The following is a 21,712-nucleotide window of genomic DNA, read 5'->3' as shown; positions in this document are numbered from 1 at the left end:
CTCGTCAAGAAGTGCCCAGAAAGGCCTTAGCGCCTGGGTAGGTTGCCGGATTAAAACGGAACCTCACCAGTGCTGACTGATGGAAGACGAAAAGGGATTACGGAAAATCATGGAGTTTATGCGCCTGTTTGCCATCGTGCTGCTGGGCCTGAACATCTACTACTACTGCTTTGGCTACTTCAGGGTCATGGGGTGGGCACCGGCCGTGGTGGAACGGCTCTTGGATAGCTTCACCCGTAACACCTTTTTGTTTAAGGCCAGTTGGGTGAGTAAGACCCTGGCCGTGGTGTTCCTGCTGCTGAGCTGCCTGGGCACCCGGGGCCGCAAGGATGAAAAGGTAAAGGGGATTTCCGTGGCCGGCTACGCCGTCATTGGCCTCGCCTTGCTGTACGGGGCCGACCTGCTGCGCAGCCTTTCTATGCCCGCCGGGCTGGCCACGGCCTTATACGCGGGGCTTCTGTCCGCGGGCTTTCTGCTGCTGCTCAGTGCCGGCGCCTGGCTGAGCCGGCTCTTCAATAACGATTTGATGAAGGACATCTTCAACAAAGACAACGAGAGCTTTCCGCAGGAGGAGCGGCTGATGGAAAACGAGTTCTCGGTGAACCTGCGCACCAGCTACCTGCTGCGGGGCAAGCAGCACCACGGCTGGCTGAACGTGGTCAACCCGTTTCGGGCCACCATGGTGCTGGGCACGCCGGGCTCGGGCAAGAGCTTTGCCATCATCAACGAGTTTATCCGCCAGCACCTGGCCAAGGGGTTCTGCATGTACATCTACGACTACAAGTTTGACGACCTCAGCCGCATCTGCTACAACACGCTGCTGCGCCACCAGGACAAGTTTGACCGGCCGGTGGGCTTTTACGTCATCAACTTCGACAACCCCCGCAAAAGCCACCGCTGCAACCCCCTGCTACCCGAGCTCATGTCCGACATCGTGGACGCCTACGAAAGCGCCTCAACCATCATGCTCAACCTCAACAAGAGCTGGATTCAGAAGCAGGGGGACTTTTTCGTGGAGTCGCCCATCAACTTCGTGGCCGCCATCATCTGGTTTCTAAAGCTGTTTGAGAAGGGCAAGTACTGCACCTTTCCCCACGTCATCGAGTTTCTGAGCCGCGACTACGAGGAGATTTTTCCAGTGCTCGCCTCGTACCCCGAAATCGAAAACTTGGTCAAGCCCTTCGTGTCGGCCTTCCAGAAAGACGCCATTGAGCAGCTGGAAGGGCAGATAGCCAGTGCCCGCATCCCGCTGGGCCGCCTGGCGTCGCCGCAACTCTACTGGGTGATGTCGGGCAACGACTTCACGCTCGACATCAACAGCAACGAGGAGCCCAAGGTGTTGTGCGTGGGCAACAACCCCGAGCGCCAGGCTATCTACGGGGCCGCGCTGGGCCTCTACAACGCCCGGCTGGTGAAGCTGGTGAATCAGAAGGGCAAGCGTAAATCGTCCATAATCATTGACGAGCTGCCCACCATCTATTTCAAGGGGCTGGACAACCTCATTGCCACGGCTCGCAGCAACAAGGTGAGCACTTGCCTGGGCTTCCAGGACTTCTCGCAGCTCGAGCGCGACTATGGCCAGAAGGAAGCCGAGGTTATCAAGAATACCGTGGGCAACGTGTTCAGCGGCCAGGTAGCGGGCAACAGCGGCAAGTGGCTGAGTGAGCGGTTTGGCAAAATCCTGCAGCAGCGCCAGAGTCTGAGCATCAACATGCGCGAAACCAGCACCAGCCTCTCCACCCAGATGGACAGCATGATTCCTGCGAGCACCATTGCCAACCTCACCCAGGGCAACTTCGTGGGGGCCGTGGCCGACAACTTCGGGGAGGAAATCGGCCAGAAGGTGTTTCACGCCCGCATTCAGGTGGACGTGAAAACGGTCGCCGCGGAGGCCCAGGCCTATTTGCCCATCCCGGACATTACCAGCTTCATCAACCCGGCCACCGGAGAGGACGAGGCCGAGGAAATGATTAAGGCCAACTTCAACCGCATCAAGACGGACGTGAAAGAGTTGTGCGAGCGTGAGCTCCTCCGCATCAGGCAGGACCCCAACCTGCGGCACCTCATCAAGGAAAAGGTGGAGAAATAAGAGGGATAGGGTGCGTACCTAGGCTCAATGGACAGCCCGTTCGTGTGGCCTGCGCGTTTCTCACCACTCGATTTCAACCGTTCGTCAACTTTCTGCCAATCGGGTTGGGGACCCGGATAGGTTTGCAGCGTCGAATTCCGCTTCGGCCTCACCCCTAACCCCTCCTTTCCATGGCAGAGCTAGATGAAAACCCGACCCCGGCGCCGCTGTACCTGAGCCAGCTGCCCACCGCCAACGGCAACATTGCCGGCGATTGGCTCCAGCCCCAGCAGGCGCACCACAGCCTTTTTCAGTTCCAGCTGAACCCGGCAAATCCCAAGCAAGCGGCGCTACTGCCGGCTCCCGGCGCCGATGGGCCCCTGATGAGCTCCTACAACGACACGCTGGGCAGCGTGTACCAGTTGGGCAAAATTCCCGGGCAGGCTGACCAGTACGTGCGACTGGAACGACCCACGCTGCTGGAGAAGATTGGTGACAACTGGAAGGTGGTGCAGCAGGGGCGCGTCGGCTTTAGCCCCAACGCTCAGGAGCCGCTTAGGTCCGTATTTGGGGAGCCAGCCCCGGCCCCCGTGCCGGAGGTTGACTCGAGGCAGCAGATTACTGAGCCGATAGCTGCTCGCTCCGAGCAAACTACCGCACCTGCACAAGAAAGCCACACGAGTGAAGTACCCGAACCGGGGAGCCCCACCAAAGTGGAAGAAACGCCGCAGCCGGTCAAGCCGGAACCAACGGCGCCGGTAGGGGAGGGGCAAGGGCCCCAGCCAGAAGCTGAGCTGCCGCCCGCAGTTATTGCTGCACCAGCGCACATAGGGGAGCTGCAGATTCAGTGGCGGCAGAAAGGCGACGAGGTGGCCCCGCTGTTGGAAATGCGGGCCTACCTCGACCAGCTTAGGGAGGCGGGGGTGGCCGTGGGTGCCCTGACAATGGAACGTGACCCGGGCGGCAAGCTCAGGGGCCGGTTTGCTGTCAGCTACGACCCCGCTTCCAACAAGCTGGGCCAGCTGGAAGCCACGCTGCAGGGCTTTAAGCAAGTGGGCAACGGCATAGTCGTGGTGGAGAAGCCCGAACAGGCATCTAATCGCCGGCAGGAAGCCGGCTATGACGAGGGGTACGAGCCCGCGCGCAGCCGCCAGGTGAAGGACGCCTTCGGCGTGAAGCAGTGGGACGCCCTGAGCGCCCAGCTGTCGGCTGTGCCCAAGCACGCGCTCACCGCGCCCGAGCAGGTGCAGCAGCACGCCGCCGGCCAGCGCGTGGCGCTGGTCGCTCAGCAGCAGGGCAAGACCACGGAGCAGGTAATCCGGGAAGCCAAAAGCCTGTTCGACATCGACACCAGCGGTAATCCTGCATCGGCGTTCCTGAAAAACTTCTATGCCCATCTGAACGGCGGCCCGAAGACGCGGCAGAGCCTGGAAGTCGACTATGAGAAAACCCGCCAGGAGCTGCAGGCCCGTTTAACCCGGCAGGCGGGGCCGGGGGCACTCCCTGCCTTGGAGCAGCCCGGTGGTGCGCCAGCGCCCGAGCCGAGCGAGGCTACACCCGCGCTGGATGGATTGGGTGCGCAAGCAAGGGTTGCACCTAGAGCAAATCCTTCCCTGTTGTTTGAGGCCCGGGAAACGCCGCTTAAGGTTCTCAGTTCCCTCGGGCTAAAGTTCGAGGAACTGGCCGCCAGCGGCCAATTAAGCAAGCTGCTGCGTGGTGAGAAAACCGACCTGCTGCCGATGGCAGTGGCGGGGCGCGAGGGTAGGGAGCCCGTGCGCTTCGAGGGCAAGATGGTGCTGCACCGCGAAGCCGACGGCTCAGCTACGCTAAAGCTGGAACTGCCCCAGCAGAAGCTGGTCATTCCCAACGAGATTGGCGGGCAGGTATTCACCCCCGAGCAGCGCGAGAAGCTGGAAAAAGAGGGCAACGCGGGCCTCGTTCGGGGACTTCGTGATGAGCAGGGCCGGGAATATAACGGCTACGTAGCCGTGGACCAGACCATGAACAAAGTCGTGGTGCTGCCGGAAAACAAAGTCACCCTGCATGACACCGTGGCCGGCGTTCCACTCAGTCCGGAGCAAAGCAAGGACCTGCGCGAGGGCAAGGTGGTGGCGCTAGCCAACATGGCCAGCGGCACCGGCGGCCCGAAGTTCGACGGCACCGTGCAGGTGAATGCCGCCAAGGCCTGCCTGGAAGTAAAGCCCGCCGCCCACGAACTCCAGCAGCGGCAGGCCCCGCACCAGAAGCAGGCAGCAAAGGCTACCCGGGCAGTCACGACGGCTGCGCCGGCCGTGGAAGCTCCCCAGGTCAAAACCCGTGGGCCCCGGCTCTAAGGACCACATCACCCCTAAACATCTTCTTTTCTGCAGGCCCGGCCCGGACGCTCAGCGCCGGGCCTTGGCTTTGCTATGCCCCCTTCCCAAGCGACTGATATGGAACACGAGCTGACCTTTCAGAATATCAAGGAGCAGGTTGAATTGCCTGAGCTGCTGCATTATTATGGCTATACCCTCAAAAAGGGGGAGAACTTAGGCAAAGGCAAATGGCACGTCTTTGAGGGCGATGACACCCTCGTCGTCTTCAAGGGCCGGGGCGGCGACTGGATGTATTTCAACAGCCAGGACGACCGAGACAAGGGCAGCGTCATCGACTGGATGAAGTGCCGCTTGAACTCAGGACGCATCAGTGGCATCGCCCAGCCGCCGGACCGCACCGTGTGGCAGGCGGTAAACGACCACTTTCGCACCTACCTCAACCTGCCCGAAGCTGAGCGGCCCCGGCTGGACCTGCCACCCATTGCGGAAACCGCGCCGGGTGAGAAGTTCCACAGCATCTACACCAAAAACTGCCGGCCCCTGGAAAACACGGCTTATCTGGAAAGCCGGGGTATTACCAAAAGCACGTTGGCCCGGCCGCAATTCGCCGGCCGTATCCTCAACCAGTTCCATACCGTCCAGCGCCCGGGCCTGCCCGCCAAAACCTTTGTCAACACGGCGTTTCCGGCTTATCACGAAGGGCGCGTGGTGGGCCTGGAGCTCAAAGGGGAGGGGTTCAAGGGCCAGGCGCCCGAAAGTCAGTTTTCCCGCTCGCTCTGGCTCAGCAAGCTCCCGGAGGACGGCCCGGCAACGCACCTGCTGGTCAGCGAGTCGGCGCTCGATGCGCTTTCCTATGCGCAGCTGCATCCCAATGACAAGGCCCTATATGCATCTACGGCGGGCACGCTCACCCAGAATAAGATTTTCGAGTTGAAGCGCCTGCTCACCGAAGCCAGTATTCCCACCATTCGGGCGGCTTTTGACAACGACACCCAGGGGCATCATTTCGACACGCGGCTGCTGGCCGGTTTTGCCGGGGCGGAGAACCCCATGAAAGTTGTGCGGGAGCACGAGCAGCTGCTCACAGTGGAAGTAACCACCAGCAACGTAGCCAGCGCTCAGGCTTTAAGCGACAAACTCAAAATCTACAACGCGGCAGCGACGGTGCACTACTACCAGGAGAGCGGGGCCAAGGAGGCCCGGACGATAAGTCCAACGCTGCGGGACGAACTGATTCATTCCGTTAAGTCGGCGCAGAACACCTTCCAGTTTCACGTGCCTATGAACCGTGACGCTTTGGGCGCCTTTAATCAGGCGGCAAGCCGGTGTCTGGCCTTCACGCACAAAATTGAGATAGTCAAAAGTCAAGGCAAGGATTGGAATCAAGATGTCAAGAAAGACCAGCTGCAGCAGGTAATGCAGCGGGAACTGGGGGCAGTGGATGAGCACCAGTATGGCTTTGGGCAACTGCATTGGGACAACCCCCGCTTCGAGGGGGATGGAAAAATGCCGCCTCTCAGGAGTACTGAACCACGAAACCAACGATTGCCGCGGTAATACTTCAGGAGGTAACACTGTAGCAGCTATGCTGGCCAGGATGCTGAAGAGGCAGTCTCCGTATGCTGTTTTAATTTTAGTGTTTGCTTAAATACGAAAGTAGTATCTTTGGCGAAACGATAATTATGACTGCTTCCTCTTGCATCCGGGTGTTTGCCGACGCGGCGCATATTAAACACAGCAAGCAGCGTTTGGCCTCGGCCGCGCCGGGCATCGAAGCCGTAGCAGCCGTGCTGGCGCTGGCGGGCAACGAAGTGCGCCTGAAGATGCTGTTTTTGCTGCTTGACCAGCAGCAGCTCTGCGTGTGCGACCTGGCCGACGTGCTGCAGATGAACGTCTCGGCCATTTCCCAGCACCTGCGCAAGCTTAAGGACGGCGGTGTGGTGCAGGCGCGCAAAGTCGGGCAGACCGTGTTCTATACTCTAACGCCCGCTTTGCGGCCCTTGTGCAGCCGCTGCTGGCTTCTGCTTCCACTGCTCTCACTACCGCCGCCGTATGAACCAGCCCGCTTCCACTCCCTCCAAGTCCCTGGCCGGCACTGGCCTGCTGGCGGCCCTTGCGGCCTCGCTGTGCTGCCTCACCCCGCTGCTGGCCATTGTTGGCGGGCTGGGCGGCGTGGCCTCCACCTTCTCGTGGCTGGAGCCGCTGCGTCCCTACCTGATAGCGCTGACGGTGGGCGTGCTCGGCTTTGCCTGGTACCACAAACTGCGGCCCGTACCCGTGGCCGCTGATGACTGTGGCTGCCCCGTGCCGGCTAAGCCCTCCCTGATGCAGTCGCGCGGCTTTCTGGCCAGCGTGACGGTGCTGGCCGCGCTGCTGCTCGCTTTCCCCTATTACAGTTCCCGGTTCTACCCAGCAGCGGCGCCCAAACTGGTGGCGGCCACCAGCACCGTCCCGGTGTGGCAAACTAGCTCCTATCGCATCGGGGGCATGACGTGCGAGGCCTGCGCCCGCCACGTGGAGCATGATGTACAGCAGCTGCCGGGCGTGCAGAGCGTGCAGGTGTCCTACGACCAGGGCACCGCCCAGGTACGCTTTGACCCGGCTGTGACGCCTGCTGCCCAGGTCGAGAAAGCCATTAATGGCACCGGCTACCCGGTGCTGAATCCCACCCCTTCCCGCTAATCGTCCCGGCTATGATTCCCTTGACGCCCACTACTCCTACGCCATCCGTCACGCTGACTTCGGTGCTCACCTGCCCCGCCTGTCACAACGCGCAGGCCGAGCAGATGCCCACCGATGCCTGCCAGTGGTTTTACGAGTGCACCCGCTGCCACACCCTGCTCAAGCCCTTGGCCGGCGACTGCTGCGTATTCTGCTCGTACGGCACGGTGCCCTGCCCGCCCATTCAGGAGCAGGGCAAAGGCGCCTGCGGCTGCTGCTAATTCCCCGCGCCGGTTCGTTACGCCCTTTGCCGGTTAATTAAAACACATGAATGGACTTGTGGGCCACTTAGGCTTGGCTCTGCTGACGTTTGCCGTCACCAACGTCGATGACTTGCTTTTGCTGAGTTTGTTGTTCAGCAACCCACGCTATCCAGTTCGGTCGGTCGTTGTCGGCCAGTGTCTGGGTGTGGCTTTTCTGGTGGGGGTCAGCCTGTTTGGTCTGGTGCTCGGTAAACTCGCCCAGCCGCAGTGGGTGGGTTGACTGGGGCTGGTACCCATTTTTATCGGTTTGCGCGGGGCCTGGCGTCTAAGGGACCCTTCGGCCGCGGAGGCGTCTCCGCAGCCGGTGAGCGCCGGCTCCACCGTGCTGCAGGTGGCGGCGATAACGATTGCCAACGGGGCCGATAATGTCAGCGTGTACGTCCCCTTGTTTGCAACGCTGCCGGCGATGGTCGTTGGCTTGTACTGCGGGGTGTTCGCCGCGATGGTGGGCGTGTGGTGCCTGGTGAGCTATTACCTGGTGCAGCACCCGGGGCTTTCGCGGGTGCTGACTCGTTACGGCCACCTCATCCTACCCTACTTTCTCATGGCCCTGGGCTGCTGGATACTTTTTGAGACCAAAGCCTACAAGCTGGTGCTGCCCTAACTGCCCGAAACCAGAAGCTCACTGCCTTATTATATACTTTCCAAACCAAAGCAAACGGAAAAGAGCCAACCCGGGGCAGGTTGGCTCTTTTAGTGTTACGAATTCCAGGGGATTATGCAGCCAGGGCGGCGCGGCAGGCCTCCTCGCAGCGGCGGCAGGCGTCAGCGCACTCCTGACAATGCTGCATGTGGCCGTGCTTGGCGCACGCATCCCCACAGGCTTTGCAAACTTCGGCGCACTCCCGCAACAGGTGCTGGCCGTGGACGGAGCCCCGGGCTACCAAGCGGGCGGTGAGGGCGCAGATGTCGGCACAGTCGCGGTCGAGGCTGATGCAGGATACCATCATTTTCACGTCCTGCTCCTGCAGGCAGGCGGTGGCGCACCACTCGCAGGCGGCGATGCAGGCATTAAGGGCGTCGAGCAGACTCTGATGCTGGTTGTTCATGGGTTAAAAGATTAAGTTAATGAAAGGAGGAATTGAAAAGTGCTTGGTCCGGGGCGTTATTTCTTGACTAGGTCCATGCCGCACTTGGGACACTTGCCGGGCTCGTTGGCAATGACTTCGGGGTGCATGGTGCAGGTATAGGTTTCGGTCGCGATGCCCGGGCCGGGGTTGCCGCCGGGGGTGGCAGTGCTATCCGTTGTGGCACTGGTACCGGCCGCCGTGCTGGTTTCCGCCGTGCCCTTGTTATCGGAGCAGGACGAGAGGGTGGTGGACAGGCTGGTGAGCACCAGGCCGAGGAAAAGAAGCTTTTTCATGAATGTTGGGGAGGGTAATGGAACAAAGTGCTGAACCGCAGCACCACAACGGATTAAAAATGGCGTTTCGGCAGCTTACATGGCCATGCCGTTCATGCTGTCGGTAGCGCCCTGGCGCAGGGAATATTCGCTTTGTAGCAAATAGGCCCCGGACACGACGACCTTGGCCCCGGGCGGCAGACCTGCCGTAACGGGCACGCTGCTGGCAGAGCCTTCGCCCGTGCTGACCCGCACCCGGCGGTACTGCCGCTCACCGGTTTGCGTCCAGAGGTAACTGTTCTCGCCGTCGCGGACAAGGGCCTCCACGGGCACGCGCAACGTGGTTTGAGCGGTAGGGGATGCCGTTGGAGCATCAAGCAACACGTTCGCCTGAGCCCCGGGTAGCAGGCGGCCTCCGGGGTTAGCGAGCTGGATGCGGGCCAGGGTAATCTGACTGCCGCCACTAAGTTCGGGGCTCAGAAAGATGACTTTGCCTTGATGGGAGCCGGACCCCCGGCCACCTGCACCGTGACGTTTTTGCCAATCGGAAGCTTGTCCACGTCCTGCGGATAGAGTTGCGCTTCGACCCACACGGTGGCCAGGTTGGTGAGCGTCACCAGGGGGCTGCCTTCGGTCACGTATTGGCCTTGTACCACGTCCAGCGTCTGCACGGTGCCGGTGGTTGGGCTGTAGTACGTGACCACCGGGTTGGGCCGGCCCCGGGCGGCCAACTGCCGGAGCTGTCCGGAAGTCAGACCAAGGAGGCGGAGCTTCTGGCTCGTGGCCTCAGCAAATTGCCGGTAGGCGCCGCCCTGCTCGCGGCTTTGGGCCAGGGCCAGCAGGTACTCCTGTTGCAGGGACTGCAGCTGCTCGCTGTACACGGAAAACAGGGGCGCGCCTCGGTTTATCAGCTGCCCGGTCTGGCGCACATATAAATGCTCAATGCGCCCTGCTACCCGGCTGCTCACGCTTTCCGTTTGGAGGGCATCGGCGGTGATGGTGCCGGTGAGCACGGTAGGTGCGGACAGTTCCGACGGGCTGGTTCCGATAACCTGCGTGTGAATGTTGCCCAGCGTGACCTGCTGCGCGGTCAGCGTCAGGTCCGCGCCGCTGGTCGCCTCACTTCCCGCCGGAGTCGGATGCCCGGCCTGTTTCACCAGGTCCATGCCGCATATGGGGCAGAGGCCCGGTTTGGATTGATGTACCTGTGGGTGCATCGGGCAGGTGTATACGGCGGGGCTGGCGGCAGGCTTTTTACCACGGGCACCGTTTTCACGGCTATCAAATTCATGCCGCAGATGGGACAGGTGCCGGGGGCGTCCTCGTGAATCTGAGGATGCATGGAGCAGGTGTAGTACACTTTCTCCCCCACCGCCCCTTGGTTAGCGGGCTTGGTTTTCTGACAGGCCGCGCTGCTCAGTGCCACCAGTAGCACCAGCAGCCAACGGCCGGCCAAACGCGAAAAGGGTCGTGGGCTAGTCATGGGATGGGGAAGGTGGAATGGAGGTGGTTTGCAGAAAGCTTTCGCTGTCCACCAGGTACTGGCCGTTGGCAGCCACGTCCTCGGTGCCGCGCAGGCCCTGCCGGATTTGGACCTGCGAGGCGGTGCGCTGGCCTACCTGCACCGTGACCGGCACAAACGTGGGACCACGCCTTACAAAGGCTACCTGCCGGGTACCGAGGTCCACCACGGCCGCACGAGGCAGCCACCAGCCGCTGGCGGCCGCGCTCGTCAGTCGGGCGGTGAGGCGGGTGCCGCGCCGCAGCAGCCCCTTGGGGTTAGGCAGGGAGACGCGCACGGCCGGCGTGCTGGCCCCGGCCCGGTACGTGGGCTCCACCAGCTCCACGCGGGCGGTCAGGGGATGGGTGGGGTCACCGTCCACGAGCACCTGCAGCGTCTGACCGGGACGCCTGCGCCGCATCACCAGGCCCGGGCTGGAACAGCCCCCAGACCTGCGCGGTATTCATCACCTGAAACAAGGTCTGCCCGGCACTCACATAACTGCCTTCCTGTAGCGTGAGCGCCGGGGCTGGGGCGGCAGTTGGGGCCGTTTCAGCGGCTGGTTGAGCTCCTGAGTTCATGGCCGATGCGCCGCCCATGCCACCCGCCGGGGCACTGGCTTCGGCCATGCCGGATGGGGACGGCGGTGCTGGTGCCGCCGCGGCCAGCGTGTTTTCCACCACGTAGCCATCGTAGGGGCTGAACACGGCGACCCGGTAGTCGGGGCGTCGGGTGCGGGTCAGGGCGCGCAACTGGCTTTCGCTCAAGCCCAGCAGGCGCAGCTTTTGCCGGGCTCCGTTGACCAGGACCGCATTGTCGGCATCGTTCTCCAATAAGAAGATGTACTCCTGCTCGGCCGTCACCAGGCTCGGGGCTGTAGAGCTCTAGCAGCGTCTGGCCCTTGCGCACGGGCTGGTAGTTGAAGCGCACCAGCAGCCGCTCGATGCGCCCACCCACGCGGGCGGCCACGGCCCGGCTCCGGCGTGGGTCGTAGTCGACCACGCCGGGCAGGGTGAGCGTGTCGGCCTCCGCGCTTGAGGTGGGGTGCACGGTGGCGATACCCGACACCACGGAGGCGTTGGGCGCGGTAACCAGATGGCTCAGGGTTGAGCCCGCCATGTCCCCAGACGCCGTAGTCGGGGCTCCGCTGGCTTTAGGCACCAGGTCCATGCCGCAGATGGGGCACTTGCCGGGCGCGTCGCGCACGATTTGCGGGTGCATCGGGCAGGTGTAGAGCTGCGCGGCCGGCGTGGCTACGGGTTGCCCGGGCGCCCCGGCGGTGGGACCGTGGGACTTGTCCTTGCAGCTGGCCAGCAGGGTGAGTAGCAGAAGGCCTTGCGCCACCTGCCGCAGCTTATTGCTCCAGTTCCTGGTCATAGCGCACGTGTAAGTTCATGAGTTCAAGCTGCGTGTCGAGATACTGCAGGCGGGTTTGCAGCCAGGTTTCGAGGGCTTCGACCACGGCCGGCAGTTGGGCGGTATTCTGCTGGTAGGCCAGCAGGGTGACCTGGTAGTTCTTGCGCAGGGCGGGCAGGATGCCCTTTTCGTAGTTCTCCACCTGCTGGCGCTTGGTGCGTAAGTCCGACTGCAGGGTGGTGATGCGGCCGGCGGCTTCGGTGAGCAGACTGGCCCGCTGCTGCTGCACGGCCTGCGCCTCGTAGCCGAGCGCAGCGGTGTTGGCCTTGTACTCGCGGGCCGCCCACGGGGCTATGGGGATGGAAACCATGCCCATCACGGTGAACTGATTGGGCGTAACGCCAATGCCGTTCATGTGGTCGTAGCGCACTCCGAAGTCGGGCCGGCGGCGGTTGGCTTCCACGTTCTGGTTGAGGCGCAGTACGGCCAGCGAGCGGTCGAGGCTGCGCACGTCGCTGCGCCGGTGGGCCAGCGCGGCCGTGTCCGGGTAGGGTCCGGCAAAGGAAGTGGGCAGCAGCGTATCCACGGCAAACTCGCCTTCCGGGTCGCGGGCCATGAGCGTGTTCAGGGCAATGGTGTTCTGCCGCAGCTGTCCGTAGAGCTGGGTGTGGTCGTTGCCGTGCATGGCCACCCGCGCCTGGGCCTGGTAGATGCTGCCCAGCGTGCTCTGGTTGTAGGGGTAACGGGCCTTTGCCACCTTGAGCAGAAAGGCCAGCAGCTCCTCGCTCTCGTCGAGCACCTTCAGCTTCTTCTCCAGAACCACCCGGCCGTAGTAGAGGCTGCGGGCCTGGGCCCGCAGGCTGGTTGAACATTGTCGTTTGGTCGGCCTGGTCCACGGCCGACTGACCCGCCAGGTACTCCCGCTTGGCGCGTTGTTTGGCCGGGTTGGGAATCATCTGCTCGACGGACACCATCTGCATGCCCTCGCCCTGGCCGTTGTTCATCTCCTTGATGGGTCGCTGGTTGTAGGGCGTCATCCAGTAGCCGGCGCTCACCTTGGGGGCTTCCCAGCTGCTGGCGCCCGCCACGGCGGCCTGCTTGGCCTGGGCGCGGTAGCCGTACTGGCGCAGGGCCGGGTTGCGGCGCTCCACGGCCCTGAGCACCGAGTCCAGCGGCAGTACCTGTTGCGCCCGCAACGGCCGCCCCGGCCACGTGAGCAGGGCGAGGAGCCAGAAAAGGTTGAATGCTTTCTTCATGACTTTCATGGCTTAATGCTTCACGGCCAGCACGTCGAGCTTACCGAACTTGCGGAGCTCGTACTCCTTGGTCATCAGAAAAATCAGGGGCGTAACCAGCAGAATGTGGGTCGAGGAGGTGAACACCCCGCCAATCATGGGCAGCACGATGGGCAGCATCACGTCCGAGCCCGTGCCCGTGGCCCACAGCACCGGCACCAGTCCGAACAGGGCCACCGACACGGTCATCAGCTTGGGCCGCAGTCGCTTGGCCGCCCCATTAAACACGGCATCCCGCAGGTCCTGCGTGGTAATCGTTTCGCTGGAATTGCCCTTGGCGGCCACCAGGCTGCTGCATGGCATCGTTGAGGTAGATGACCATGATGACGCCCGTTTCCACGGCCAGCCCGAACAGGGCGATGAAGCCCACGGCCACGGCCACGGAGAGGTGTACGCCGTAGAAATACACCATGTAGGCCCCGCCAATGAGGGCAAAAGGAATGGTGACCAGACTCAGCAGGGCCTCCCGCACCGAGTGAAAGGCGAAGTACAGGCAGCCGAATATTACCAAAAGCACGATGGGCAAAATGAAGAGCAGCGTGCGCTGCGAGCTAATGAGGTTCTCGTACTGCCCGCTCCACTCCAGGTAGTAGCCGGCCGGCAGCTTGCCCTGGATGCTCTGCACCCGCTGCATGGCCTCCTTCACGGTGCCGCCCAGGTCCCGGTCGCGCACGTTGAAGAGCACTGCCCCGCGCAGCTGCGCGTTCTCGGAGTTAATCATGGGCGGGCCGTTGACAAAGCGCAGCCGGGCCACGGCCGAGAGCGGGACCGGGCCGTAGGCCGTGGTCTGGATGGGGATGCGGCCCATCGCGGCTACGCTGTTGCGAAAGTCCTCTGCCAGGCGCACGCTGATGCTGAAGCGCCGGCGCCCTTCCACGGTGGTGGCCACGGGCGCCCCGCCAATGGCCGTTTCCACCACTTCGTTGACCTGGTCTACGCTCAGGCCGTAGCGGGCCAGGCTGCGGGCGGTCAAGGTCAATCTGCAGGTACTTGCCGCCGGTAATGGGGTCCACGTAGAGGTCCTGCACCCCGGGCACGCCAGTGAGCGCGGCCCGCACCCGCTGCGATACCTGTTCAATGGTATCGAGCCTGCTGCCCGTAGACTTTTACGCCCACGTCGGTGCGCACGCCGGTGCTCAGCATGTTGATGCGGTTGATGATGGGCTGGGTCCAGCCGTTCACTACCCCGGGAATCTGCAGCTTGTCGTTGAGCTCCGCGATGAGCTTGGCCTTGGTCATGCCCGCCCGCCACTCACTGCGGGGCTTGAGCTGGATGATGGTTTCTATCATGCTCAGCGGGGCGTTGTCGGTGGCCGTGCTGGCCCGGCCGGCTTTGCCGAGCACCCCGGCCACTTCGGGCACCTGCTTGATAATCTTGTCCTGCACCTGCAGGATGCGCTTGACCTCGGTGTTGGACACGTCGGGCTGCGTGATGGGCATGAACAGAATGGAGCCCTCGTCGAGCGGGGGCATAAACTCCGTGCCCAGGCTCAGCAGCAGCGGGATGCTCACGGCCAGCAGCGCCAGGTTGATGGCAATGGTGGTTTTGCGCCAGGTCAGGCACCAGTTGATGAGCGGCGCGTACACCCGCTCCAGGCCCCGGTTGATGGGGTTCTGCTCCTCGGTCTTGAACTTGCCCTTCATGAAAAAGGACAGCAGCACCGGGGCCAGCGTCACGGCCAGCACAGCGTCGATGAGCAGGATGAACGTCTTGGTATAAGCCAGCGGGTGAAACAGCTTGCCCTCCTGCCCAGTGAGCAGAAACACCGGCAGGAAGGAAGCCACGATGATGATGGTGGAGAAGAAGATACCCCGCGAGACCTGCTGGCTGGACTTCTCGATGATGGCGAGGCGCTCGTCGTTAGTCATGGCGGAGGGGTTCAGAAGTGGAAAAAGGAACAGTGGGCACGGGTGGTCCACCGGGCGGCCCGGCGGCCGCGGCCTCTTCAGCGGCCTGGTGCAAAGCCAGGCTGCGGTAGGCGTTTTCGGCCATCACGATGCCGTTGTCGACGATGACGCCGATGGCCAGGGCGATGCCGGTGAGCGACATGATGTTGGAGGAGATGTCGAAGGCGTTGAGCAGAATGAAGCTCGTGGCGATGGTAATCGGGATTTGCAGCAGGATGCTCAGCGCGCTGCGCCAATGGAAGAGGAACACGAGCACCACCAGCGACACCACGGCCATTTCTTCCAGCAGCGTGTGCTTGATGTTGGCCACCGACTCCTCAATCAGCCCGCTGCGGTCGTAGACGATGTTGAAGGATACGCCCGCCGGCAGGCCTTGGCCACTTCCGTCATCTTGGCTTTGACGCGGGTGATGACGTCGTCGGCGTTCTCGCCGTAGCGCATTACTACGATGCCGCCCACGGCCTCGCCCTCGCCGTTGTGGTCGAAGATGCCCAGGCGGCTTTCGCCGGTCATCTGGACCGTGCCGAGGTCCTTGAGGCGCAGCGGCACCCCGCCAGCGCGGGTAAGTACCGGCACGTTTTCGAGCTTGGCCACGTCCTGGATGTAGCCGCTGGTTTTGATGATGTAGCCGATGCCGGCCTGCTCGAACTTGCGGCCGCCGGCCTCGTTGTTGTTGCTGCGCACGGCCGCGAGCACCTGCGGCAGCGTCACGTTGTAGTAGGTGAGTTTGGTGGGGTCCACCGTCACCTGGTACTCGGGCTGGAAGCCGCCGAAGCTAGCCACCTCGCTCACGCCGGCCACGGTTTGCAAACCGAACTTCACGTACCAGTCCTGCAGAGCGCGCTGCTCGCCCAGGTCGAGCTTGGGGGCGTTGAGCGTGTACCAGAGCACGTGGCCCACGCCGGTGCCGTCGGGCCCCAGCGTGGGCGTGATGCCGGCCGGCAGCAGCCGCTGGGCGTAGTTGAGGCGCTCCAGTACCCGCTCGCGGGCCCAGTAAATGTCGGTGTTGTCGGTGAAGATGACGTACACGAAGCTCATGCCGAACATGGAGGCCGCACGCACGGCCTTCACCTGGGCCAGCCCCTGCAGGTTGGTGACCAGCGGGTAGGTCACCTGGTCTTCGATAATCTGCGGGCTGCGGCCCATCCACTCCGTGAAGACAATGACCTGGTTTTCGGACAGGTCGGGGATGGCGTCAATCTTGCTGGCCCGCACCGAAAACGCGCCCCACACGAGGAGGCCGGCGGCGACCAGCAGTACCAGCACCCGATTCCGCAGGGAAAAGGAAATGAGTTGCTCTATCATCGAGAAACAGCAAATGGGAGAAGCGTCAGCCTACCGGAAACCCGTGACGGGACATCGGCAGGCCCCGGGGCAGTAGTGCCCGGACGCGGGGGCGGCCCAACCGCCTGGGCCGGACGCACCAAAGCCCCAGCGCCAACCGGCGTGGGGAACCAAGCAACCCGAAAGGCTAGACTAAAAAGGCATGCCCGCGCACGTAGGCCGGGCATTCGGGCGGCGGGGCCGCGTGGGCCAGCAAGTCAGCGGCCGGCTCATCGGCCGGGTAAGCTACTTGCGCAAGCTGCCACACCAGCCGCAGCACGGCCGGGGCCGGCACCGCGTCGGGGGCCTGCAGCTGGAAGTGGGCGGCCGACAGCTTGATGTCCTTGAGCGCGCTGCTTACCTTCTGGTCATGGCAGCAGCCCGAAGCCGGCTTGCCCGTATCCTGGCAGCAGCAGTTCGTGTCGCCGTCCTGCGCCACCGAAACCGCCGTCAGTTCCTGGCCACAGAAGTGCATGCTGTAGACCAGCCCGGGGCTGGACAGCAGGTAGCTAAAGAGCAGAAACAGACTGGCGAAACGCTTCACGCGGCAAACGAGCCCAGTCGGGCCGAAGGTGGCTGCAAAGTACGGGAACCCTACCCGGAGGTTTTAACAGGATTCCTCTTCAATCGTGCAAAATTCATCGACGGTTGTTTTTTATTCCTGCCTGCCCGCCGGGTCTACCATGGATAGGCCTGGCTGAACAGCACGAGTACCCCGGCCAGCAGGTGAAGGCCAAATCGTTGCAGCTTATGGGCCGGCTTATGGTGTTCACACAGGCGGCCTTAACACGGGCGGCGGCGGTTGCGTTGCATTTGCGCCCACCTGCCGTATACTGCGGCTACCCAAGCCGCTTTCCTATGTCAGTTGAAGAAAACGAAGCTGCCGGCATGACGCAGGCGGTGCGCTACGTGCTCACTATCGATAATATGTGCGCCCCGGACTGCATCGTCTGGGTGCGGGAGCAGTTAGTCGCGATGGGTCTGGTGGTAGACCGGGTGGCCGTGGGCGAAGCCGAAGTAGCCTCAGCCCACGTCAACGGCCCCGACCTGAAAGCCATCCAGGCCGTACTGGAAGCCGGCGGGTATCTGGTGCACGCCGTCACCAAAGTCGGGTAGCCGCCCCGAGCCGGGCTATTTCGGCGGGTGCTGGCGCAGCCAGGCTTGCACCTGGTCGATTTCCCGCTGTTGGTCGATAAGAATCAGAAAAGCGGCTTTTTTGAGGTCTTCGTCCCGCCCCAGTTCCAGTTCGGCCCGGGCCAGGGCGATGGAATTCTCGTGGTGGGGCACGAGCAAAGTGGCATAGTCGCGGTCGATGTCACCCGTGCCGGCGTCTGCTTTAGCACTTTCCTCCCCTGAACCGGGGGAGCTTGTGTGGAGTCCCCGCCGGCGATGATGCGGTGGGCTGCCGGGTGCAGGCCCTTGGTGGCGGCTTCCAGCAGCTGGGCAAACTGATGGGTCTTTGGGGTGTGCTCGGGGTAAGTTGGGGGCAGTGCCTGGATGCGGGCGATGGCGGAGTCCAGACCCGGAATAAGCTGCCGGTGGGCCTGGTAAATGTTGCGGGCGATGGTGCGCAGCACGGGGTCCTTGCCCTGCTGCAGCTCCAGGGCCGACATGGACACCGCCGCCTGGTGGTTTTCCCGCATGAGCAGGGCAAAGTACAGGTCGAGGTTGTCGCCGGGCATCAAGTCCCCGGAATGCTCGGCCATGGTGTGCAGGGTGGCCATCATCGTGACCGGCACCTGGGCAATATGGGAGTCCTGCGTCTCGTCGGAACGACTGCGGCAGCTGCCGAGCAGTAAACCAGTGGCCAGCAGCAGGGTCTGGGCACCCCTCAACGTGGGGATGGTAGCTTGATTCATTGGGGGAAGATAGGCGGTTGGTCGCAAAGCCGGCTGCTGACGGCGGAAGCGCGCCCCACTAGCCGGTTTGGCGCGGGCCGGCTGTTGTTCCAGCACTGTGGCTGTGGGTTAGGGGCGGCAAGCAGCTTCGCTGACGGGTACATCCGCCGGGAGCCGCAGAGACTGCCCGCCGCTGGAAAACGCTTGGGGTGCCGCCTGTTAGCCAGGGCCTAGGAAACGCTCCGCCAAGCCGCACTGGCCACCGCCTCGTTGAGGTAGGGCGACGCGTAGCCGGCCCCGGATTTGTGCATGAACAGGCCGGCTCCCCCTTCAGCGTGTCAATAATGGGCGCGAATAACTCCAGGGGCAGGGCCGGGCAGCCCTGGCTGCGTCCAAGGCGGCCGGTCTGTTTGATAAAGGCTTCGCTGACATAATCGGCGCCGTGCACCACGATGGCGCGGGCCGCGGCCTGGTCGTTGAAGCCGGGGTCCAACCCGTTCAGGCGCAGGGAGCGGCCGTGCTTACCCACGTACTCCGAGCCGGTCACGTAGAAGCCGAGGCTGCTGGCGTTGCTCCCGTTAAGGTTCGAAAACTGCGTGGCCTCCAGCTGGCCGGAGTTGTTGCCGTGGGCCACTAAGGAGCGGTAGAGCACTCGGTTGGCGGCCAGGTCCAGCACCCAGAAGCGCTTTTCCGAGGAAGGCAGGTCAAAGTCAATCACGGCGAGGCGCTGCTGCTCCGCTGGTACCTTGCCCTGCCGGCGCAGGTTCAAAAAGCCGGTCAGGGCCTGCTCGAACACGGCAAAGCGCAGGCCCTGCTGCTCGGCTCCCAAGGCAGCGTACCGGGCCCGGAGCTGCGCGTCAAACCCGGCCACATGCCCGGGAGCCGAGGGGGAGGCACCTTATTGATTAGGAGGCTGGGGCTAGCGGCCGAGGAAGGCAGGAGCCCGCCCAGAGGCGTGGCCAGAAACAGGGCGGCCAGAAAGGGCAGCACCCGGCGGGTAGCCGGCTGGCTCTGGCGGCGCAGGCTGGCGCAGTCGCTGAACAACGCTGGTGTTTTCCATAGCAGGAGTGGTAAGAGGGAAGAGGGTCCCGCGGCTTATAATCCAAAAAGCGCACCAACTTCGTCGTTTACGCCGCGGCGCTGCTTATCTTGGTTTACGCTAATTAGGCAGTTGCGTAGCTTGCTGCCTTCTCGCCACCCCCCGACTTATGCCCACGTCCACCTCTGTAAAAACACCCGTCCACCTGTTTGACCTGCTTATAGAGCTTTTACTGACCAAGGACATGCCGGAAGTGCTGGTAGCCAGCCGCCTCAAGCCCTTTGTGCAGGGTTCGCGCCGGGAGCCGGAACGGCTGGGCCGCACCTTCCTCATCAGCAAGGGGCCCTATTTCACGTTGACCGCCACGTTTGAGAAGCCTTCCTTTAGTCTCTACCAAATTACAGCCCGGCTGACTCCGGCGGCCTACGCCCAGATTAAAACGCACGCCCAGGCGCTGCCGTTGGTCCCTACAACCGGAGCCACCTGGAAAAACAGTTGGCTCGGCTTGTGGCCCAAATTGGTAGTGAACCGGGGCGAAGCCTCCCAGCACGCCGTTACCGCTCGCTTTATGGGTGGGCTGCCCGCGCAGAAATTTATTATTCTGACGCGGAGCTAACGCCACCCCGGGCATTTCAGCGCAGCACGAGCACCGCGGTCAGGCCGGCCGCTCCGGCCTGGTAATAAGGCAGCACCAAAGCCCGGTCCTGCAGGCCCTTAATCAGCACCCGCTGCACCCGCGGGTACACCCAGTAGGCCAGCTCGGTGGAGGCCAGGCCGACCCCCGCGCCGGCTAGCACGTCCGACAGCCAGTGGTTGCCCTTAATCAGGCGAAGCGCGGCCACGCTTGTGGCCACGGAATAGCCCCCACGCGGTACCAGTTGCTGGTTTCTCCGTACTCACGGTCCAGAAACCGGGCCGCGGCAAAGGCGGCGCTGGTATGTTGGCTGGGAAAAGAGCTGAAGTCGCCGTTGTTCCCGGGCCGCTCGACGCGGGTGAGGTTTTTAGATTGCTGGTCAGCGTGTTGTTGATGGTGTAGGTAAGGGCAAACAGCAACGCTTGATTGACGGTGCTGTGCTTGCCTTTCACCCCAGCCAAACTCAGGCCCAGGGCCGCCGCGGCCGGCACGTGGCGCAGCTCATCATCGAGCGTGGTCCGAATAGGGGTCATGTGCTCGCCTTACTCTTCACGCACTTCGTCGTCCGAGCTGACCACCGCCACGCGGCGTGTGGTCAGCACCCCGACCGCAAACAGCCCCGCGGGCACCAGCACCCATTGGCCAGCGGGTTGCCCGGCCCAGTGGGAGGCCCGGCGCAGCACCGAATAGCGAGCCGGGCCGGGCAAGGAGTCGGGCGCCGGAACGTGCGGCGGCAGTTGCGCCGCCGATGCCAGGGGCAGCCCGAGTAGCAGTAGTAGCAGTGTGCCCACCAAGCGCTTCCGGGGCAACAAAGAAAAGTTAGGCATACGGTCACGGCAAGGGGTATCGAAAGATACGTCGCCGGCCCGGTTTTTTGCCAACCTACTGGCCGTACAACTGACCTAAAAGAACCAGCACGCCTACCACCAGGTAGATGCCCATGCGTTGCAGTTTCTGGGCGGGCTTATGGTGTTCACACATGCGGGCTTAACACCAAAGGCCGAGCTTGCGTTTCATGAACCTTACAAGGAATCAACCGGGTGGCCGCGTTCTTGCTGCCCATCGCCCGGGTGTTAATTGTGCTCCTTCTTTATTCTGCCTTGCTAAGCTTTCCCTAAAGCCTTTGGCGGACCTCACCGCTCAACAGATGTTCGCTGTCCCTGAAGGCCCGGAAGCCGCCCCCGGCCGTGATTCCTCCCCAACTCCGCCCGCCTCCACATCGACCGACCACGAGGAAGCAGTTGCGGACCCGGACCCGGAGCCCTCAATGGCGCCCGTGGACCCGGACGGCGACTTGGACCCCAGGGCCAGCAACACCGGCGACGTTCATCCTGTGTAAGCCCCGGCGCCTAGGGGATGGGGTGCGCCATGCCCTGGCGGTGTTCTTTGATGGTTTGCCATTCGCGCCGCAGAATGGCTTGCCACTCCCGAGCCAGGGCTACCTGCGGGGCTTCGCGGCCGTTGCGAATCTGCGTTTCAGCCAGCAGCAGTCCGCTTTGGTAGTAAAGGTCCATGAACGCCACATACTCCTCGTCGAGCGTGCCGGTGGGGACGGGTGTATCGAGCACGCGCTGCCCTCGCTGCAGGGCCTGCAGCATCACGCGGGACCGGGCCGGCGACGTGGAAAGGTAGTCGGAACCCGGACGGTGCAGCCGCTTGTGCACCTTTTCCAGGTCCGTCAGGCTGCGCAGGGTGCGGCGCCGGATGGAATCAGCCAGCTGGCGCAGGTGGGGGTCAAGGCCTCGGCTCCGCTCCTGGTCGGCCATGCTCTGGGCCCGCTCGTGGTAGATTTCCAGCAGGTCGCTGAATATATGGTCGGGGTTTTCCAGCGCGCTCCAGTTCGTGAGGTCGTCGCGCAGGTCGGCCATGATGACGCGCACCGACAGGCCCCCGGGGTTTTCCAGGTGGGTGGCCGGCTCCCGGCTATCGCCGTGGGAATGAGCGTTGGCTGCGGGCTTGGCCGACTTATTGGCGTTCGACTCCTGGTCGCAGGCTGCTTAGCAGCCCGAGTACCAGCGCAAAGCTCGATAAAATACGCAGGCGTAGCATTGAATAAAAAAGCGAATGACGCAAAAGGACTAGAAACTCAGCTTGGCAGGTGACCAAAAA

General features: G+C 63.0%; 25 protein-coding genes and 5 pseudogenes. 11 read left to right on the top strand and 19 right to left on the bottom strand.

Annotation, left to right across the window (positions count from 1 at the left end; genetic code table 11):
* Positions 1–79: 79 nt before the first annotated feature.
* From mobC to ACFQT0_RS26690, 8 genes and pseudogenes are all read left to right on the top strand, one after another.
* Positions 80–2,089 (top strand): conjugal transfer protein MobC, encoded by a 2,010-nt coding sequence (mobC, locus tag ACFQT0_RS26725; protein ID WP_380206281.1) that lies wholly within the window; start codon positions 80–82, stop codon positions 2,087–2,089.
* A 170-nt stretch (positions 2,090–2,259) separates the two neighbouring features.
* Entirely contained in the window at positions 2,260–4,401 is a 2,142-nt protein-coding gene (locus ACFQT0_RS26720; RefSeq protein WP_380206280.1) for a DUF3945 domain-containing protein, read from the top strand.
* Positions 4,402–4,500: 99 nt separating this feature from the next.
* Complete coding sequence (locus ACFQT0_RS26715) at positions 4,501–5,940, top strand: toprim domain-containing protein (protein WP_380206279.1); 1,440 nt, start codon at positions 4,501–4,503, stop codon at positions 5,938–5,940.
* Positions 5,941–6,065: 125 nt separating this feature from the next.
* A pseudogene (locus ACFQT0_RS26710) lies at positions 6,066–6,311 on the top strand (ArsR family transcriptional regulator); the annotation flags it as partial.
* 124 nt (positions 6,312–6,435) lie between these two features.
* Positions 6,436–7,065, top strand: a complete 630-nt coding sequence (gene merTP, locus ACFQT0_RS26705; protein ID WP_380206278.1) for a mercuric transport protein MerTP — start codon at positions 6,436–6,438, stop codon at positions 7,063–7,065.
* Positions 7,066–7,076: 11 nt separating this feature from the next.
* Entirely contained in the window at positions 7,077–7,325 is a 249-nt protein-coding gene (locus ACFQT0_RS26700) for a GDCCVxC domain-containing (seleno)protein (RefSeq protein ID WP_380206277.1), read from the top strand.
* A 73-nt stretch (positions 7,326–7,398) separates the two neighbouring features.
* Entirely contained in the window at positions 7,399–7,587 is a 189-nt protein-coding gene (locus tag ACFQT0_RS26695; RefSeq protein WP_380206276.1) for a hypothetical protein, read from the top strand.
* On the top strand, positions 7,588–7,971 hold the full coding sequence (locus ACFQT0_RS26690; RefSeq protein WP_380206429.1) for a cadmium resistance transporter: 384 nt from the start codon (positions 7,588–7,590) through the stop codon (positions 7,969–7,971). It abuts the gene before it with no gap.
* Positions 7,972–8,083: 112 nt separating this feature from the next.
* On the opposite strand, the gene ACFQT0_RS26685 is transcribed toward ACFQT0_RS26690, so the two are convergent.
* The 12 genes and pseudogenes from ACFQT0_RS26685 to ACFQT0_RS26630 all read right to left on the bottom strand — a co-directional run bounded on the left by ACFQT0_RS26685 (position 8,084) and on the right by ACFQT0_RS26630 (position 16,636).
* On the bottom strand, positions 8,084–8,416 hold the full coding sequence (locus tag ACFQT0_RS26685) for a four-helix bundle copper-binding protein (RefSeq protein WP_380206275.1): 333 nt from the start codon (positions 8,414–8,416) through the stop codon (positions 8,084–8,086).
* A gap of 56 nt (positions 8,417–8,472) precedes the next feature.
* The gene (locus ACFQT0_RS26680) at positions 8,473–8,730 is read right to left on the bottom strand and encodes a heavy metal-binding domain-containing protein (RefSeq protein WP_380206274.1); all 258 of its coding nucleotides are present in this window, start codon (positions 8,728–8,730) and stop codon (positions 8,473–8,475) included.
* Between the two features lie 75 nt (positions 8,731–8,805).
* Positions 8,806–9,036 carry a hypothetical protein gene (locus ACFQT0_RS26675; RefSeq protein ID WP_380206273.1) on the bottom strand — a complete coding sequence of 77 codons (231 nt, stop codon included), beginning with the start codon at positions 9,034–9,036 and terminating at the stop codon, positions 8,806–8,808.
* A gap of 149 nt (positions 9,037–9,185) precedes the next feature.
* Positions 9,186–9,926 carry an efflux RND transporter periplasmic adaptor subunit gene (locus tag ACFQT0_RS26670; RefSeq protein ID WP_380206272.1) on the bottom strand — a complete coding sequence of 247 codons (741 nt, stop codon included), beginning with the start codon at positions 9,924–9,926 and terminating at the stop codon, positions 9,186–9,188.
* Entirely contained in the window at positions 9,863–10,144 is a 282-nt protein-coding gene (locus ACFQT0_RS26665; protein ID WP_380206271.1) for a heavy metal-binding domain-containing protein, read from the bottom strand. The genes ACFQT0_RS26670 and ACFQT0_RS26665 overlap by 64 nt, the downstream gene beginning before the upstream one ends.
* 40 nt (positions 10,145–10,184) lie before the next feature.
* Positions 10,185–10,631 carry an efflux RND transporter periplasmic adaptor subunit gene (locus ACFQT0_RS26660; RefSeq protein ID WP_380206447.1) on the bottom strand — a complete coding sequence of 149 codons (447 nt, stop codon included), beginning with the start codon at positions 10,629–10,631 and terminating at the stop codon, positions 10,185–10,187.
* On the bottom strand, positions 10,582–11,073 hold the full coding sequence (locus tag ACFQT0_RS26655; RefSeq protein ID WP_380206270.1) for an efflux RND transporter periplasmic adaptor subunit: 492 nt from the start codon (positions 11,071–11,073) through the stop codon (positions 10,582–10,584). Before ACFQT0_RS26655 ends, ACFQT0_RS26660 begins: the two co-directional genes overlap by 50 nt.
* 25 nt (positions 11,074–11,098) lie before the next feature.
* Positions 11,099–11,431 (bottom strand): annotated as a pseudogene (locus tag ACFQT0_RS26650) (heavy metal-binding domain-containing protein); the annotation flags it as partial.
* A 133-nt stretch (positions 11,432–11,564) separates the two neighbouring features.
* Positions 11,565–12,389: a TolC family protein gene (locus ACFQT0_RS26645; protein ID WP_380206269.1), complete on the bottom strand. Its 825-nt coding sequence runs from the start codon at positions 12,387–12,389 to the stop codon at positions 11,565–11,567.
* 445 nt (positions 12,390–12,834) lie between these two features.
* A pseudogene (locus ACFQT0_RS26640) lies at positions 12,835–14,730 on the bottom strand (efflux RND transporter permease subunit).
* Positions 14,723–16,074 (bottom strand): annotated as a pseudogene (locus tag ACFQT0_RS26635) (efflux RND transporter permease subunit). Before ACFQT0_RS26635 ends, ACFQT0_RS26640 begins: the two co-directional pseudogenes overlap by 8 nt.
* 166 nt (positions 16,075–16,240) lie before the next feature.
* On the bottom strand, positions 16,241–16,636 hold the full coding sequence (locus ACFQT0_RS26630) for an HYC_CC_PP family protein (RefSeq protein ID WP_380206268.1): 396 nt from the start codon (positions 16,634–16,636) through the stop codon (positions 16,241–16,243).
* Positions 16,637–16,950: 314 nt separating this feature from the next.
* Here ACFQT0_RS26630 and ACFQT0_RS26625 point away from each other — a divergent pair, with 314 nt between their 5' ends.
* Positions 16,951–17,208 (top strand): hypothetical protein, encoded by a 258-nt coding sequence (locus ACFQT0_RS26625; RefSeq protein WP_380206267.1) that lies wholly within the window; start codon positions 16,951–16,953, stop codon positions 17,206–17,208.
* 15 nt (positions 17,209–17,223) lie between these two features.
* Here ACFQT0_RS26625 and ACFQT0_RS26620 read toward each other — a convergent pair whose 3' ends face one another.
* The 3 genes and pseudogenes from ACFQT0_RS26620 to ACFQT0_RS26610 form a co-directional block, all read right to left on the bottom strand.
* Positions 17,224–17,379 carry a DUF305 domain-containing protein gene (locus tag ACFQT0_RS26620; protein ID WP_380206266.1) on the bottom strand — a complete coding sequence of 52 codons (156 nt, stop codon included), beginning with the start codon at positions 17,377–17,379 and terminating at the stop codon, positions 17,224–17,226.
* A gap of 419 nt (positions 17,380–17,798) precedes the next feature.
* Positions 17,799–17,951, bottom strand: a pseudogene (locus ACFQT0_RS26615) (hypothetical protein); the annotation flags it as partial.
* A gap of 58 nt (positions 17,952–18,009) precedes the next feature.
* A complete protein-coding gene (locus tag ACFQT0_RS26610) occupies positions 18,010–18,801 on the bottom strand; it encodes a murein L,D-transpeptidase catalytic domain family protein (RefSeq protein WP_380206265.1) in 792 nt (263 codons plus the stop codon).
* 337 nt (positions 18,802–19,138) lie between these two features.
* Between ACFQT0_RS26610 and ACFQT0_RS26605 the strand changes: the two genes are divergently transcribed.
* Positions 19,139–19,585, top strand: coding sequence for a hypothetical protein (locus tag ACFQT0_RS26605; protein ID WP_380206264.1), 447 nt, complete (start codon positions 19,139–19,141; stop codon positions 19,583–19,585).
* Between the two features lie 16 nt (positions 19,586–19,601).
* Here the strand turns inward: ACFQT0_RS26605 and ACFQT0_RS26600 are convergent, their stop codons facing one another.
* Genes ACFQT0_RS26600 through ACFQT0_RS26590 form a run of 3 tightly spaced genes read right to left on the bottom strand, consistent with a single transcriptional unit; the run spans position 19,602 to position 20,394 of the window.
* Complete coding sequence (locus tag ACFQT0_RS26600) at positions 19,602–19,811, bottom strand: hypothetical protein (protein ID WP_380206263.1); 210 nt, start codon at positions 19,809–19,811, stop codon at positions 19,602–19,604.
* A complete protein-coding gene (locus ACFQT0_RS26595; RefSeq protein ID WP_380206262.1) occupies positions 19,789–20,136 on the bottom strand; it encodes a hypothetical protein in 348 nt (115 codons plus the stop codon). Before ACFQT0_RS26595 ends, ACFQT0_RS26600 begins: the two co-directional genes overlap by 23 nt.
* Positions 20,137–20,145: 9 nt before the next feature.
* Positions 20,146–20,394: a hypothetical protein gene (locus ACFQT0_RS26590; protein WP_380206261.1), complete on the bottom strand. Its 249-nt coding sequence runs from the start codon at positions 20,392–20,394 to the stop codon at positions 20,146–20,148.
* A 356-nt stretch (positions 20,395–20,750) separates the two neighbouring features.
* Here ACFQT0_RS26590 and ACFQT0_RS26585 point away from each other — a divergent pair, with 356 nt between their 5' ends.
* Positions 20,751–20,942 (top strand): hypothetical protein, encoded by a 192-nt coding sequence (locus ACFQT0_RS26585; RefSeq protein WP_380206260.1) that lies wholly within the window; start codon positions 20,751–20,753, stop codon positions 20,940–20,942.
* Positions 20,943–20,952: 10 nt separating this feature from the next.
* Here ACFQT0_RS26585 and ACFQT0_RS26580 read toward each other — a convergent pair whose 3' ends face one another.
* Positions 20,953–21,483 (bottom strand): hypothetical protein, encoded by a 531-nt coding sequence (locus ACFQT0_RS26580; RefSeq protein WP_380206259.1) that lies wholly within the window; start codon positions 21,481–21,483, stop codon positions 20,953–20,955.
* Between the last annotated feature and the right edge of the window lie 229 nt (positions 21,484–21,712).

Origin of the sequence: Hymenobacter humi (assembly GCF_042665855.1) — a bacterium.
Lineage (GTDB): Bacteria > Bacteroidota > Bacteroidia > Cytophagales > Hymenobacteraceae > Hymenobacter > Hymenobacter humi.
The sequence above is the reverse complement of the archived record's forward strand: the minus strand, read 5'-3'. Positions and strand labels throughout refer to the sequence as shown.